Source organism: Bradyrhizobium sp. PMVTL-01 (assembly GCF_051861855.1).
Classification (GTDB): domain Bacteria; phylum Pseudomonadota; class Alphaproteobacteria; order Rhizobiales; family Xanthobacteraceae; genus Bradyrhizobium.
Window position 1 is genome coordinate 2636923 of sequence record NZ_CP193982.1, and the last position, 14712, is coordinate 2651634.

Genomic DNA, 14712 nt, shown 5'->3' on the forward strand with positions numbered 1-14712 from the left:
CAGCGGGTCCCAGGTTCGAGCCCTGGTGCGCCCACCATTAAAATCAAGCACTTATAGAAGATTGTTAATTCGTCATTCCGACAGGCTGAGTCAGCGGCTGTAAAAGAAAACAATCCTTATGGCTCACGAGGTTCGATGCGCGCGTGATCGGGAAGGTAACGGTGAATCGTGGGTTTGATTCCGACTCTCCCCCGCCATTCCCACGACTTGCTAGGCCAAGCGACGAACTCGCGGTTGGTTCGCTTGAGCCAGCCGGCCGCACACTGATGGTTAGCGACAAGAAAGGTGCGCGAGACTCGGCGCCGCGAACTAGATCGTGCCATGGCCGCGGCGCGCTACGACGGAGGTCGAGCGGGGCTCGTAGGCTCAGCGTCAGCGGCGCTAGTCTAATCCGTTCAAATCAGATTTGCGAGCGACGGTAACCTGACGAGACTTCCGCCATTTGCGCTAGCAGGTGATCGCGCCCGGCCGCATAGCCGGTGACGTGGAGCGTGGTGGCCATCCCGGCCAGTCGGCGCACGGCCGCAAGGAGCGCGCGTGCCTCGACCAGCGCTGCCGTTCGGCTTTCGCCCGGCATGATCAACCGGTGCAGGGTCTGCTCGGCGGCGGTACTCGTCAGGCCAGCGCGTTGCCGGGCCACATCAACCGCCGTCCTGTCCTGACTGGGCGAGATGACGGCTGCCGCAAACTGGAGATTGGTCTCAACCGCTTCGGCGAGCTGTGCTGCAAAGCGATTGAAACGGCGTTCCGGCCAAAGCACCATGCAGCCCAAAAGCGCCAGGACACTGCCAAACACATTGTCCATCGCTCGCGCTGTCGCGGCTAGCTGCCCCAGGCCCGGCGTTACCAGCTCCGCGACCAGGATAAACAGCGGCGTCAGGAAAAGTACAAAGAGCGTGTAGTTCACGGATCGCAGCGCCAAGGCAGCAGCGGCGAGCGGCAAGACGGCGGCGACCAGTTCCCATGGCTCGGTTAGAAGTAAACCAGCCGCGGCCGCGGCCAGCCCGCCCGCCAGGCTGCCCAGCACGCGCTCGATCATGCGCGGCCCGGAGATCTGCGCGTCCGGATGCGTGACCACCACGGCCGCCATCGTCGCCCATTGCACCTCCGGCAACGCAATCACGTGGCCGAGCGCATAGGTAATCAGAACCACGGTGGCGCGGCGAAGCGCGTTTGCGGCGACCTCTCGGCCGGAAGCCGATCCGGAACCGGCAGGCAGCACGGACGCGATCGACGCTGGAACGACGCCCGCAACCGCGGGCTTGATGAGATCGTCGATACAGGCCGCCACAGCCTCGATCGCGCGCGCCGTGATCTCGTCTTCGTACAGCGCATGAGCTCGAATGCGCGCGGCCGTTCCGTGGAGTGCAACTGCATCGGCACGTCCCCTGCGCACCTGACGGGCTGCTGCAGCGAGTGCCGCCTCGATGTCGGCGAGAACGCAAACCCAGTCCCGAGACCAGCTCCGCCGCCCCTGCGGATCATTGCTGAGCGCGATCAGGCCCGCGAAGATCCCGTCGCAAGAAGTGAGCAGGTTTCTCAGCTCAAGCGCGCTGCTGTCATCTTTTTCAGCGGCCGCGTGCTCAATCGCGGCACGTGCACGCTGGATCGCGTCCCGGACCGACCTGCGATGCTCGGCATCAAGGCGCAAGCGGCTTTGCTCCGCATCGGGTCGTCCATCTCCGGAGGCCGCGATTTCAGCTGTCATATCCCGCAATTCGGTTAGGACGCCGGCAATGCCCCGGCGCGCCGCATCATGGGGGTTGGTGGGCCGCAATCCCAAGGCGAGGATGATGGTCAGCACGCCACCCCCGAGAAACAGGAGACACACGAGTGGGGCTTCTGCGAACTGCACCGGCTGCTCGATCGCGACCACCGCGACGACGCCGACGAGTGTGCCGACGGTCGCGAGGCGAGGCTTGCGCAGGCCGCCCAAGGTGGAAACGGCGATCATGCCGAACACCGCCGCGCCGGCAACTGGCGCGCCGAGTGCGGCGATCACAGAAACCGCCCCGGCGGTCGCGCTGCCGCATAGAACGAAGACGCTCATCACCCATAGCCGTGCATGCCGTGTCCCCCCAGGGTCCGCAAGGCACGTCCAGAAGGCGGCGAATGCGCTCCAGGCGAGCTCGGGCTGGCGAAACACGAGTGCGGCGCAGACCATCAGCGCCACGGCCGACGCGCCCTTGAACCCGTCGCCGATGCCGATTTGCTCTGGGTGGACGCTGAATGCGCGCGTGTGCAGCCACCGCTTGGCGCGGCCCACCCGTGTTGGGCGGCGCATCGAAAGGGCAGGGGGTCGAGAGGGTAGGCACATCAGTGTCTCGGTTTTCTGACGCTCACTTGATAGGCTCGCGCCACCCATCGTCAAAACGACATTTCCGACTGCATTCTATTCTGATATGGAATAGCAAATGGATTTCCGGACCTTGCGAGCATTTGTCGAAGTGGTGCGCCAGGGCGGCTTCTCGCAGGCGGGCAAGACGGTCTTCGCTACGCAATCGACGGTGAGCAAGGCCGTGAAGCAGCTGGAAGACGAGATCGGCGCACGGCTGCTTGAGCGCACTGGCCACAAGACCAAGCTCACCGATGTGGGCGAGGTCGTCTATCCGCGCGCGGTCCAGCTCCTTGCCGACCGCAGTGACCTTTTGGCCGCGCTCGAGGAGTTGCGTGGGCTGAAGCGCGGCACCTTACGGATCGGGTTGCCGCCGGTGGCGAGCAGCAGCATCTTCGCGCCCTTGCTGGCTCGTTTCCGGCGACGCTATCCGGGCATTGACGTGCGCTTGACCGAGCACGGCGGCGACGAACTCATCGAGATGGTTCACTCGGGCGATCTCGACCTCGCCGCTGCGCTCATGCCCGACACGGAAGCACTGGAATGGCAGGATGTGGAACGCGAGCCCCTCGTCGCTGTGCTGGCCTTGGGCCACCCACTCGCGCGCGCCAGCTCGACTGATATTGCGGCGCTGCGGGACCTGCCCTTCCTTCTCTTTGCAGAAGGGTATGCGATCAACCGCTTGATCACCAACGCATGCCGCCGCCACAGCTTCGAGCCCGCCGTCGCGGCGCGAAGTAGCCAGGTCGACTTCCTTGTCGAACTGGCCGCGTCAGGTCTCGGCGTCGCTTTCCTGCCCCGCATTCTTGCCGATCGTGCTTGTGGGCAGCGGGTCAAGGCCCTGCTCCTTACGGAACCGGATACCGAGTGGCGATTGACGATGATCTGGCGTCGCGGCGCCTACCTCTCCCACGCCGCGCGTGCCTGGCTGGAGATGACCGGGAAGAAGAAAACTGCCGAGTGACGATTGCTATTCCTTTGCCGACTAAGTCCTAGTCCAACGTTTCATTTTAAGAATGCGAGTTTCTCCGTTATTGAGGCTGCCAACGCCAGCCGAAACAAACGTGAGAAACGATATGATCATCTCGGCACCAACAGATTATCGCGAGGCAGCGCGTCGCGCGCTGCCGCGCTTCCTGTTCGATTACATCGACGGCGGCGCCGGCACCGAGTTCACCATGAGGACCAACGTCGAGGCGCTGCAGCAGATCGCGCTCCGCCAGTTCGTGCTCCGGGGCGTCGGCGCCCCGAAGCTCGACACGGAGATCCTTGGCACGAGATGGGCGATGCCCATCGCGCTCGGGCCGGTCGGCGCAACCGGCATGTATGCGCGGCGCGGCGAGGTCCAGGCGGCGCGGGCCGCGACGACGACCGGCATCCCCTACACTCTTTCCACCGTATCCGTCTGCCCGATCGAGGAGGTCGCCGAAGGTGCGGATGGCGAGCTCTGGTCGCAACTCTACGTGCTGAAGGACCGCGGCTATATGCGCAACGCGCTGGAGCGCTCATGGGCGGTCGGCATGAAGACGCTCGTCTTTACCGTCGACATGCCGACCCCCGGCTCGCGCTACCGCGATCGCCATTCGGGCATGTCTGGCCCGCGCGCGAGGCTGCGACAATATATGCAGACCATCACCCACCCACGCTGGGCCTTGGCGGTGGGATTGCTAGGCCGGCCGCTCTCGTTCGGAAACATCGAGGCGTATACCCGCCGTCACATGAGCATGACGGACTACACGACTTTCCTCGACGCCAACTTCGATCCGTCGATCGGCTGGCAAGATCTCGAATGGCTGCGCGACAGCTGGAAGGGCAAGCTCATCATCAAGGGGCTACTCGACCCGCAGGACGCACGCGACGCGGTTCGTCTCGGCGCCGACGGGATCGTGGTGTCAAACCATGGCGGCCGGCAATTGGACGGCGCCATGCCAACGGTGAGCGCGCTGCCCACCATCGTCGACGCGGTGGGCGACAAGCTGACCGTGCTAGCCGATTCCGGAATTCGCTCCGGCCTTGACGTCGTGCGCATGCTTGCGCTGGGCGCCAAGGGCGTCCTGCTCGGCCGCGCCTACATCTACGCGCTCGCCGCTGGCGGCCAGCAAGGCGTGTCGCATCTACTGCAACTTCTTGCCGCCGACATGAAGGTGACGATGACCCTGATCGGCGCGAAATCGCCGGCCGAGATCACAAGTGCCAGCCTCGAGACGGCAGCGAGGCAACTCGAGTCTCAACAGCTGTCCAGACCCGGTTTGTTGCCGAAAGCGGCTGCGTGACGACTGATTGCCGTTTGCTCCGTCGGGCGCGAGGATGCATGCGTCGGAGCAGATGGATCGAGACGCACGTAGGCGCCGCACGCGACGCGCGCTCAAAGCGGATTTTGTTTTTGCCAACCTTCTGGCAGTAAATCTCAAAGCCGTCAAAGGCCATCCGGTTCGGCACTGCTGACGATACTCGCCCGCGCTTCTGCTGATGTGCTCCCTGCACCTCGGGCTTTTGGTTCTTGAAGAAAGGTGAGACGATGGATGCGACGTTCGTTTCAGCAGCCGCGGCCTTAGGCGGGGCCTCGATCGGCGGAGCGATGTCCTTTCTCGGCTCCTGGATTGTTCAGCGGCGCGAGGTTCGCGCCCGATGGCTGGTCCAGGACAGGCTGCGCCGCCAGGACCTCTACAAGGAATTCATTGAAATCGCCTCCAAGTGCTTCGCGGATGCGCTCCAGCACGATAAACCCGATGTCGGCTCACTGACCGTTCTATACGAGAAGATAAGCCGCATGCGTGTTATGTCCTCGCCTGAAGTTCTTTCGGCTGCCGAACATGTGCTTGCTCGGGTCATAGATACGCTTTTCGAGCCGGCGGTTGCGGTTACGAATGTAAAGGTTCGGGAGCTGTTCGAGTCAAAAAAGGGCGATATTCTTCGCAACTTCAGCGAAGCATGTCGCGACGAATTCGAGGCGCTCCGGAGTCAGCAACTTCGCACGTGCTCGGACCGGCGATCGCGCGCTTTCTGAACGATCCGGCGATTGTTGAACTGATGCTCAACCCTGATGGCCGGCTGTGGGTCGACCGACTAGCGAATCCTCTGACGGACACAGGACAAATGATGTCCGCTCCCGATGGAGTGCGCATCTATCGCGCCATTCCGACAAGAGCGAAACCAATTGCAGGTTCAATGCTGGTTAAACCGTACACTTGTCGGAATGGTCGTTGATTCTGCTGGCAATTCATGCGCCTCTTAATCAGCGGGTCCCAGGTTCGAGCCCTGGTGCGCCCACCATTAAAATCAAGCACTTACGGCTGATGGCGCGAGCCATTCCGACAAACCGGGGCATCGGCTGTACAGCGCCGCGCGGCAATCACCCGCGAACGGACATCGTTCCGGTTCGGCGCGAATCCCCCGACCAAATCGCTTCGATCACTCAGGTCCTCGACTAAGCGAGCCAGCGCTTGCGACGCTTGTAGTGCTTCACATCGCGGAATGATTTTCGCTTGTCACCAGCGACGCCAAGGTAGAACTCCTTGACGTCCTCATTTGCAGCGAGCGTCCGTCCCTCGCCGTCCATCACCACGCGACCATTTTCGAGGATATAGCCGTGGCTCGCGTATTTTAGCGCCATATGGGTGTTCTGCTCGGCGAGAAGAAAGGAGACGCCTTCCTTAATGTTGAGATCCTTCACGATCTCGAAGATTTCTTCGACGATCTGCGGCGCGAGGCCCATCGAGGGCTCATCGAGCAGGATCATCTTGGGGCGCGACATCAGCGCACGTCCGATCACGCACATCTGCTGTTCGCCGCCCGACGTATAGCCGGCGATCGAACCTCGCCGCTCCCTGAGACGGGGGAAATAGGCATAGACTCGCTCCAGATCCTGCGTGATCGCCAACTTGCCGTCTCTGCGCGTGAAAGCGCCGGTCAGGAGATTTTCTTCGACCGTAAGATGAGGGAAGGCACGCCGCCCCTCCATCACCTGAATGCAGCCGCGCCGCACCAGATCGTTTGGCGACAGGGACTGGACCTCGACGCCGTCGAACAAGATCGAGCCCTTGGTGACCTCGCCGCGCTCTGCATGCAGCAGATTGGAAATCGCCTTCAGCGCCGTGGTCTTGCCGGCACCATTGGCGCCGAGAAGCGCGACAATGCCGCCCCGAGGGACCGCCAGCGATACGCCCTTCAACACGAGGATGATGTGATCGTAGACAACCTCGATATTGTTGACGGACAGAACCGGAGCTGCCTCTTCCGTCGCCGTGGCAACGACCTTGGAAATTGACACGCGCAAACCTTTCCAAGCAGGGTGGCCGGAATCCGGGAGCCAAAGCCTGCTCCCGGATCGCTCACATGCCTCAGCTTTCCTTCGCGCAATCGCGCGGCGGGATCTTCTTGTCCGCGGCATACTTCGCGGAAACGTCGGCGACGAGCGGGTCGATGAGCGATTCGTCAGCCGTGTACCAGTCGGAGATCACCTTCCAGGTCTTGCCATCCCACTGCTGTACGCGCCCGTCACGCGTGCCCTCGTGGTCGGAGCAGGAGATCCTGATCGGCTTCAACATTCCCTCAAAGCCGAGCTCTTTGATGCGTGCATCAGAGAGATTGAGATTCTCGAGGCCCCAACGGACCTGCTCACCCTTCAGCGGCTTGTGGCCGAACTTCTCCTGCGCCTTGCGGATCGCCTCCACGCCGAGCATGGCATTAACCACGCCACGGTTGTAGAGAACTTCGCCGACCTTGCCAGGTTCTGTTGAACCCTTACCCTTGGCGTAGACGTATTTCGCTATGTCAGCGTGCACGGGAAACTTACCTGCGCCATGCTGCAGCATCAGCGACTTGTAGCCTGTGGCCTGATCGCCTGCGGGCGTGACATCCGGCTCTGCACCCGACCACCAGACACCGATCATCTTGTCGCGCGGATAAGCAACGGCCGCCGCTTCCTTGACTGCCGTGCTGTTCATGACGCCCCAGCCCCAGACCAGGACATAGTCCGGCCGGTTCTGGCGGATCGCCAGCCATTGCGATTTCTGTTCGACGCCGGGGTGCGTCACGGGGATCGGAGTAAACTCAAAACCGTACTTCTTTGCCAACACGTGCAGCATCGGGATCGGCTCCTTGCCGTACGGGCTGTCGTGATACAGCAGCGAGATCTTCTTGCCTTTGAGCTTATCGAACCCACCCAGCTCATTGGCGACGTGCTGGATCGCGATATCGGCCGCGGACCAGTAGGTGCCGAGCAATGGGAAGTTGTACGCGAACACCGCACCGTTCTTTGAGTCGGCACGGCCGTACCCCATCGTGATGATCGGGATCTTGTCCGCCTCCGTCTTTTCGGTGAGGGCGAAGGTGATGCCGGTCGACAGCGGATTGATGAAGGCCGCGCCGGTCGGCCCCTTGCCCTTGAGACGCTCATAACACTCGACGCCCTTGTCGGTGGCGTAACCGGTCTCGCATTCCTCGACCAGGAGTTTGACGCCGTTGATGCCGCCGTCGCGCTCGTTGACCAGGGTGTAGTAGTCGGCAACGCCGTTCGCATATGGGGCGCCATTCACAGCGTACGGTCCTGTCCGGTAGGACAGAATCGGGACGAACTGCTCGTTTTGCGCTGCAGCCGGTGCGGTGAACGCCGCGCCCGACAGGGCGGCCACCACCAGTATCAATACATTCCGTGCAGTACTTGCCATCTTGATATCCTCCTCCTTTGAGCCCCTCTTTTTCCGTCCGGGGGATTTGTTTCCTTCCTCCTCAGCCAGCGGTCGCATCTGCGTGGCGATCCAGGCGCGATCGCTCCTCAATAGGGAAACGGCCAAAGTCTCAGCTTCTCCTTGCCAATCGTTATCAGCCGGGCGAAGCCCTGGGGCTCTTTGATGAGAAGATAGCAGATCAGCGATCCGAAGATGATGAACTCGAGATGAGTGATCGTTTGCGTCGACAGTGGCACGCCGAGCTCGGTTGGAATCAGATTTAGCATGATCGGCACGATGAGGATGAAGGCCGCCCCGACGAACGAACCCATTATCGATCCGAGCCCGCCGATGATGACCATGAACAGAAGCTGCAGTGAACGGTCGATCGAGAACGCAAGCGGCTCCCATGAGCCCAGGTAGACGAACGCCCAAAGCGCCCCCGCCACGCCGACGATGTACGAAGAGACGGCGAAAGCCGTGAGCTTTGCATAGAGCGGCCGGATACCGATTAGCTCGGCGGCGATATCCATGTCGCGGATCGCCATCCATTGTCTGCCAAGATTTCCGCGAACGAGATTCTTCGCCAAAACCGCTATCACGGTCACGAAGAGCAGGCACAGCAGATAGCGCTCGACCGGCGTGCGAACGACCAGACCGAAGAAATCCAGCTCCGGCGCATTGACTGATCCCGACGGGGCGTAGTTGGTGAACCACGGGATCCGGAGGAAAGCCCAATCGAAGAAGAACTGCGCCGCGAGCGTTGCTACTGCCAGGTAGAGGCCCTTGATCCGCAGACTGGGAATGCCGAACAGGATTCCGACCCCCGCCGCGATGAGCCCGCCAAGCAGAATGGATGCCAGCACGGGCAACGGCGGGATCGAGATCGCGAAGCCAAACCAGGCAAGCGGGATATGAACACCTACTGCCAGCTTGTAGGCGGAATAGGCGCCGATGGCCATGAATGCGCCGCTGCCCAGCGAGATTTGGCCGCAATACCCGACGAGAACGTTCGTGCCGATCGCCGCGAGCGACAGGATTAGGAAGGGCAGCAAGATGGCCCACAGCAGATAGTCGCTGCCGAACGGCCAGATATGGAGGGTCGCCAACAACGGCACGCCAATGAACGCGAGACCAAGCAAGATCGCCAGCGCAATACGGTCCTGACGGATCGGGAAGATCGCCATGTCCTCTGCGTAGGTCGTCTTGAACTGGCCAGCCTCGCGATAAAGCACAACGAACTCCTCATCTCAGACGCGTTCGATGATCCTCTCGCCGAATAGCCCTTGCGGCCGCACGAGCAGCACCGTTAACGCCAGCACGTAGGCAAACCAATATTCGATGCCGCCGCCGATGGACGGCCCCAAATACACCTCGGCAATCTTCTCACCCGCCCCTACAATGAGCCCGCCGATGATGGCTCCCGGAATGGAGGTGAGGCCCCCGATGATCAGAACCGGCAGAGCCTTAAGCGCGAGGAAGGTGATGGAGAACTGCACGCCGAGTTTGGTACCCCACACGGTCGCCGCGACCAGCGCAACGAGACCGGCAACGAGCCAGACCACGAACCAGATCCAACTGATCGGAATACCGACTGAATGCGCGGCCAAATGGTCGTCGGCCACCGCTCTGAGTGCGCGACCGGTCTTGGTGCGCTGGAAGAAGATCGCGAGGCCGGCGACCAGGATGCCGGCGATCAACGCGCCCCAGACATCCAGCTTGTTGATCAGAATTCCACCCGGGAAGAGATCCTCGAGCACAAACCAGGCGTCCGTCGGGAACAGCCGCAACGGGTAGACATCCGACCCGAAGATCATCTCCGACGCGCCCTCGATGACGAATGTCACGCCGATCGTGGACATGAACAGCGTGAGCCCGTCCTGGTTGACGAGAGGTCCGATCACGAACCGCTCGATCAGCCAAGCCGTTGCCGCCATGATCACTGCGGCACAGCCGATGCCGAGGACGATCGCAGCCCAAGGAGGAAAGCCGCTGGCAACCAGGAGATCGAGGGTGCGAACCAGTGCGAGCCCTGCCAGCAATACCATTGCGCCCTGCGCATAATTGAACACACCGGATGCCTTGAAGATCAGCACAAAGCCGAGCGCGACCAGCGAATAGAGCACGCCGGACAACAATCCGCCGATCAGAACTTCCAGAAATTGGCCCAATGCGATCACGAACGCTCCTCAATGTGCAACGCCAAGATAGGCTTCGATGACGGCTTGGCTGTTTTTTACCTCGTCGGGCGTGCCGTCGGCGATCTTGACGCCGTGATCGAGCACCGCCACCCGATCCGAGAGATCCATAACCACGGCCATATCGTGTTCGATCAGCGCGATCGTCGTGCCGTATTGGTTGTTCACGTCGACGATGAACCGCGACATGTCCTCCTTTTCCTCAAGGTTCATGCCCGCCATCGGCTCATCGAGGAGAAGAAGGTCGGGCTCCATCGCGAGAGCGCGACCAAGTTCGACGCGTTTCTGCAGGCCGTATGGCAAACGCGCAACCGGCACCCTGCGGATCGCCTCGATCTCCAGGAAGTCGATGATCTGCTCGACCCGGTGCCGATGCTCGAGTTCCTCTGCCCGCGCAGGACCGTAGCGCAGCATTTGCCAGAACAGGCCCCGGCGCACCTTTAGCGTGCGGCCGGCCATGATGTTGTCGAGCGCGCTCATTCCCTTGAACAGGGCGACATTTTGAAAGGTGCGCGCGATGCCGCCGCGGGCTGCCTCGAAGGGTTGCATTTCGGCCCGGGTGCGCCCCTTGAAGGTGATGGCGCCATGATGAGGATGATAGAAGCCGTTGATGACGTTGAGCATCGAGGTCTTGCCGGCGCCGTTGGGGCCGATGATCGCGCGAATTTCGCCCTTTCTGATGTTGAACGAAACGTCTGTCAGCGCTTTAACGCCGCCGAAGGCCAGCGATACGCCTTCGACCTGCAGCAGGATTTCGTTGGTATCCGGCGCTCTCATGCGGCCTTCCCCAGAGAATCCGCAGAACCAATTGCTTGCGTGTCGCGAATCTTGACCCGCGCCGCGATCGTGCCCTTGCGGCCATCCTCAAAAGTGACCTCGATGGAAATGTCGGCTTCGTGCGAGCCGTTGTAGAGCGCCGTGACCAGCGGTGCATAGCGTTCGGCAATGAACCGGCGGCGCACCTTCTGCGTACGGGTCAATTCGCCGTCGTCGGCGTCGAGCTCCTTGTGCAAAATAAGAAAGCGGCGGATCTGCGCCCCCGCCAGCACCTTTTCCCTGGCAAGAGATCGGTTCACCTCGGCGATATCTTTCGCCACCATATCATAGACCAGCGGATGCGCGGCGAGCTCCTGATAGGAACCGTAGGCGATGTTGTTGCGTTCGGCCCAATTCGCCACAGCGGTCGGGTCGATATTGAGCATGGCGCAAACGAACTCCCTGGAGTCGCCGAAAGTGACCGCTTCCTTGATGTTAGGAAAGAACTTCAACTTGTTCTCAAGATACTTCGGCGCAAACATCGTGCCGTCGGCCAGCCGGCCGACGTCCTTCGCACGATCGGTGATCTTCAGATGTCCGGTTTTCTCGTCGAAGAAGCCCGCATCGCCGGTCTTCACGTAACCGTCGGAAGTCATGACCTCCGCGGTCTTCGCTTGATCCTTGAAATATCCAATGAACATGCCGGGCGAGCGGAACTGCACTTCGCCCGATTCCGTAATCCGGATGTCGACGTTCGGCGCTGCCGGACCAACCGTATCGGAGTAAATCTCACCATCCGGCTGGCACGTCACATAGAGGAACGCCTCGGTCTGCCCGTAGAGTTGCTTCAGGTTCAGTCCGATCGAGCGGTAGAACGCGAACAGATCCGGACCGATGGCTTCGCCGGCAGTATAGGCGACGCGAACGCGGGACAGGCCAAGGACGTTCTTGAGCGGCTCGTAGACCAGCAAGCGCCCGAGCGCGTAGAGCAGCCGGCCTGACAGCGGCACCGGATTCCCGGTCACAATCTGTTCGCCATATCGGCGCGCAATGCCGAGAAAGTAGTTGAACATCCGCCGCTTGATGGGCGCAGCGTCCTCCATGCGGATCATGACCCGCGTCAGCATGGCCTCGAAACCGCGCGGCGGGGCGAAGTAGAAGGTCGGCCCGATCTCACGTCTATCCTGCTCGATCGTTTCGCCGCTCTCGGGACACGCCATGCAGAAACCAGCGACAAGGCCTTGCACATAGTTGAGGTAATGATCGCCAACCCAGGCCAGCGGCAGATAGGCGAACACTACGTCGTGGTCGGTCAGTCTGTCGAACCTGGTGGTATCTGTCGCCGCATCAATGCAGCCTCGCGTCGACAATACAACGCCCTTCGATGTGCCGGTCGTTCCAGAAGTATAGAGGATGACCGCAATGTCAGAGTCGTCGCCTTTGCGGATGAATTCATCAATCTGGCCACCAAGCGCTGCGTCGGCCGCAAGCGCTGCGCAGCCGTCTTCGACAACGTTGTGAATTGCGATCAATCGGCTGTGATCGTAGTCGTCAAGGCCGCGCGGCTCGTCATAGAAGATCTTCCGCAGAGCCGGCACTCGGTCGGATACCGAGAGGATCTTATCGACCTGCTCCTGATCTTGTGCTGCCGCAAACATTGCCTCGGCGTGAGCGAGAACAAAAGCAAGTTCGTCAGCCACCGCATCCGAATAAACCGGAACCGGAATCGCTCGCAGCGCCTGCGCTGCCATGATGGTCCAGTAGAGTTTCGGCCGATTGGAGCCAACGACAGCGACCTTGTCTCCTTGCCGCACGCCAAGTCGATACAGGCCCGCGGCGTAAGCACGTACGATTGCGGCCACCTCGGCCCAGGTCCAGGTCTGCCAGATGCCAAGATCCTTGTGCCGAAACGCCGGACGCGTGCCGAACCGTGCTGCATTTCGCAGGAGCAATTTGGGGAACGTATCGAACGATCCACCACAGGCCATGTCGGTCTCGATCCAAAAAACCGGCGCGTTGGTTCGCGCCTGCTTATGGTGATTCCGCGCCCTTTTCGGGAAGCAGCCATGCGAATGTCCGCATGTTCCAACATTACAACGGATCAAAAGTCCTACAAGCCCTCGTTTGCCGCGCCAAGTCGTCATGGCGGCCGACGCGGTGGCATTGGGATGCCGGTCGCTAATACCGATGCAGACTCAAACGTCCAGATTTATGTTGCGGTGCGATGGAGCGCGCTCTTCGCGCCTCTTAATCAGCGGGTCCCAGGTTCAGCCCGGGTCGCCCACCACCCTTAAACGATTGGCCCGCAGGGGCTTTTTTAAATTTGGCGGCAGCGCAAAGCGGGTCTCGTGCGACGCTTTTGATGGTCCTACGGCACGGCGTGCAACGCGTCGGATAAGCGTGTCATCAGGTGCGGGCGATCGTCGATGGCTGAGCCTGCGCGTTCACGGATGCGCCAGTGCCGAAGCGCTCGGGTCGTTGTACGAATGAGTTGAAACACAGAACGCGTGGTTGGCGGCGCGGGGCGCAGGCAATATCGCTGGTCGCAAGGGACGCCATCGCGTCGATCGGATTCACTTCTTCAGCTTAAGGCGTGACCGGCTAATCCGTAGACCCACGGCTCGTTTTCCTTTCGGTTCAGGAATTGACGTCCTTTGGACATGGTTGTGACTGTGTCGTTCATGGCGAGGCGGCTCTGTTGAAGAAACTCGGCAAACAGGCCCGTCTGCTCCCGCGTATCGATGCGGACGAATTTTCCCGCGAGGTCCCTTTGATGCACGGCCGTAAGATGGATCGCGTCACAATCGTTGCTGGCGACGATGGGGCCGATCACATGACCGCGCCCAAATTCGCGCTTCATCGAATAACCGACGGTCTCTCCGCCGCGGCGCAGGACGCAAATTGACGCGCCTTCGCAAAGCAATGCCAGCAGCCTCTGACGGTTGGTGCCGAACGCGCGTTCATCCAGTGCTGCGATCTCTTCGATATTCTCGCTGGACAGCGAGCTCAATTCGCCGTCCAGAGCCGGCACCGGCGGGGGCGGCGACACGAACTCGCCCTGCCACTGATACACGGTGGCTTCCTTCGTGAAGCCCAGCGAAAGATACATGTGATATGCGGCATCGGTCGAGTTGAGGCTCAAATTGCGGTCGCCGCACCGCTCGAACACCTGTTCCATGAGCCAGCGGCCAGTACCCTGAGCCTGGGTTCGGGGCGATGTGATCACCAGGCCGATGGTTGCGAATTCGCGGCCATGTGGGAACCACATCGCGCTGCCGAAGACGCGTCCAATGCCATCAACGGCTACGATGCCGTGACCTGCGCGGCGTAGGAAATCCCAATCCTTGGGCCGATGGGGCCAGCCAACCCCGGTCGAGAGGGCGTGGAGCAGCGTCACATCAATGTCGTTGATGTCTTTCGCGGTCAGTTCAAAGGACTTCACGCGTACCGTTCGTCCCATCTCGACTCGTCCATTCCTTCGGGGGATGCCAATCTCTCGCACATCGCGCCTTTTTCCTCCCACCACGATAGGGCAGCAGGCGTATTTCGCCGCACTATCGCACGGAATCCCAGCAGGTTTCCCCTGTTTGGGCCTTCATTTCGAAATCTTCGGCCTGTCTTGCAGTTTGATTCGGCAGGGAAAGCTCCGGCTCGCAGCTACCCTCTCGAATGTTCGGCAAGCTGCGCAGGAAAGATTGGGCGGCGGGAATGCTCAAGAAGATCTTGCGAGGCTAGTCGCTTTTCCGGGCGTCGT

The 14712-nt window shown here is 61.1% G+C and carries 11 protein-coding genes and 1 pseudogene; 4 read left to right on the plus strand and 8 right to left on the minus strand.

The window, feature by feature from the left end:
* Positions 1-400 precede the first annotated feature (400 nt).
* The gene (locus ACRQ5Q_RS11895) at positions 401-2284 is read right to left on the minus strand and encodes an FUSC family protein (RefSeq protein ID WP_439397935.1); all 1884 of its coding nucleotides are present in this window, start codon (positions 2282-2284) and stop codon (positions 401-403) included.
* Between the two features lie 130 nt (positions 2285-2414).
* Between ACRQ5Q_RS11895 and ACRQ5Q_RS11900 the strand changes: the two genes are divergently transcribed.
* The 4 genes and pseudogenes from ACRQ5Q_RS11900 to ACRQ5Q_RS11915 form a co-directional block, all read left to right on the plus strand.
* Positions 2415-3299, plus strand: a complete 885-nt coding sequence (locus tag ACRQ5Q_RS11900) for a LysR family transcriptional regulator (RefSeq protein WP_439369865.1) — start codon at positions 2415-2417, stop codon at positions 3297-3299.
* Positions 3300-3411: 112 nt separating this feature from the next.
* Positions 3412-4608: an FMN-dependent L-lactate dehydrogenase LldD gene (gene lldD, locus ACRQ5Q_RS11905; RefSeq protein WP_439375667.1), complete on the plus strand. Its 1197-nt coding sequence runs from the start codon at positions 3412-3414 to the stop codon at positions 4606-4608.
* Between the two features lie 245 nt (positions 4609-4853).
* The gene (locus ACRQ5Q_RS11910) at positions 4854-5342 is read left to right on the plus strand and encodes a hypothetical protein (RefSeq protein ID WP_439369863.1); all 489 of its coding nucleotides are present in this window, start codon (positions 4854-4856) and stop codon (positions 5340-5342) included.
* Positions 5267-5473: pseudogene (locus tag ACRQ5Q_RS11915) on the plus strand (P-type conjugative transfer ATPase TrbB); the annotation flags it as partial. The gene ACRQ5Q_RS11910 and the pseudogene ACRQ5Q_RS11915, both read left to right, overlap by 76 nt.
* Positions 5474-5762: 289 nt before the next feature.
* Here the strand turns inward: ACRQ5Q_RS11915 and ACRQ5Q_RS11920 are convergent.
* The 7 genes from ACRQ5Q_RS11920 to ACRQ5Q_RS11950 all read right to left on the minus strand — a co-directional run bounded on the left by ACRQ5Q_RS11920 (position 5763) and on the right by ACRQ5Q_RS11950 (position 14418).
* Positions 5763-6605: an ABC transporter ATP-binding protein gene (locus ACRQ5Q_RS11920; protein ID WP_439369862.1), complete on the minus strand. Its 843-nt coding sequence runs from the start codon at positions 6603-6605 to the stop codon at positions 5763-5765.
* A gap of 70 nt (positions 6606-6675) precedes the next feature.
* On the minus strand, positions 6676-8130 hold the full coding sequence (locus ACRQ5Q_RS11925) for an ABC transporter substrate-binding protein (RefSeq protein ID WP_439397937.1): 1455 nt from the start codon (positions 8128-8130) through the stop codon (positions 6676-6678).
* Positions 8112-9239 carry a branched-chain amino acid ABC transporter permease gene (locus tag ACRQ5Q_RS11930; RefSeq protein ID WP_439369860.1) on the minus strand — a complete coding sequence of 376 codons (1128 nt, stop codon included), beginning with the start codon at positions 9237-9239 and terminating at the stop codon, positions 8112-8114. Before ACRQ5Q_RS11930 ends, ACRQ5Q_RS11925 begins: the two co-directional genes overlap by 19 nt.
* A 15-nt stretch (positions 9240-9254) precedes the next feature.
* Positions 9255-10184, minus strand: coding sequence for a branched-chain amino acid ABC transporter permease (locus tag ACRQ5Q_RS11935; RefSeq protein WP_439397938.1), 930 nt, complete (start codon positions 10182-10184; stop codon positions 9255-9257).
* A 9-nt stretch (positions 10185-10193) separates the two neighbouring features.
* Positions 10194-10979 (minus strand): ABC transporter ATP-binding protein, encoded by a 786-nt coding sequence (locus ACRQ5Q_RS11940; RefSeq protein WP_439369857.1) that lies wholly within the window; start codon positions 10977-10979, stop codon positions 10194-10196.
* Positions 10976-12946: an AMP-binding protein gene (locus tag ACRQ5Q_RS11945; protein WP_439397940.1), complete on the minus strand. Its 1971-nt coding sequence runs from the start codon at positions 12944-12946 to the stop codon at positions 10976-10978. The genes ACRQ5Q_RS11940 and ACRQ5Q_RS11945 overlap by 4 nt, the downstream gene beginning before the upstream one ends.
* Before the next feature lie 593 nt (positions 12947-13539).
* Positions 13540-14418 (minus strand): GNAT family N-acetyltransferase, encoded by an 879-nt coding sequence (locus ACRQ5Q_RS11950; RefSeq protein ID WP_439397942.1) that lies wholly within the window; start codon positions 14416-14418, stop codon positions 13540-13542.
* Positions 14419-14712 lie beyond the last annotated feature (294 nt).

Excerpts from the sequence above, each read along its gene's own strand:
- ACRQ5Q_RS11945 (WP_439397940.1), bottom strand. The coding sequence starts at position 12,946 with ATGGCCTGTGGTGGATCGTTCGATACGTTCCCCAAATTGCTCCTGCGA.
- ACRQ5Q_RS11895 (WP_439397935.1), bottom strand. The coding sequence starts at position 2,284 with ATGCGCCGCCCAACACGGGTGGGCCGCGCCAAGCGGTGGCTGCACACG.
- ACRQ5Q_RS11910 (WP_439369863.1), top strand. The coding sequence starts at position 4,854 with ATGGATGCGACGTTCGTTTCAGCAGCCGCGGCCTTAGGCGGGGCCTCG.
- lldD (WP_439375667.1), top strand. The coding sequence starts at position 3,412 with ATGATCATCTCGGCACCAACAGATTATCGCGAGGCAGCGCGTCGCGCG.
- ACRQ5Q_RS11900 (WP_439369865.1), top strand. The coding sequence starts at position 2,415 with ATGGATTTCCGGACCTTGCGAGCATTTGTCGAAGTGGTGCGCCAGGGC.
- ACRQ5Q_RS11950 (WP_439397942.1), bottom strand. The coding sequence starts at position 14,418 with ATGGGACGAACGGTACGCGTGAAGTCCTTTGAACTGACCGCGAAAGAC.
- ACRQ5Q_RS11940 (WP_439369857.1), bottom strand. The coding sequence starts at position 10,979 with ATGAGAGCGCCGGATACCAACGAAATCCTGCTGCAGGTCGAAGGCGTA.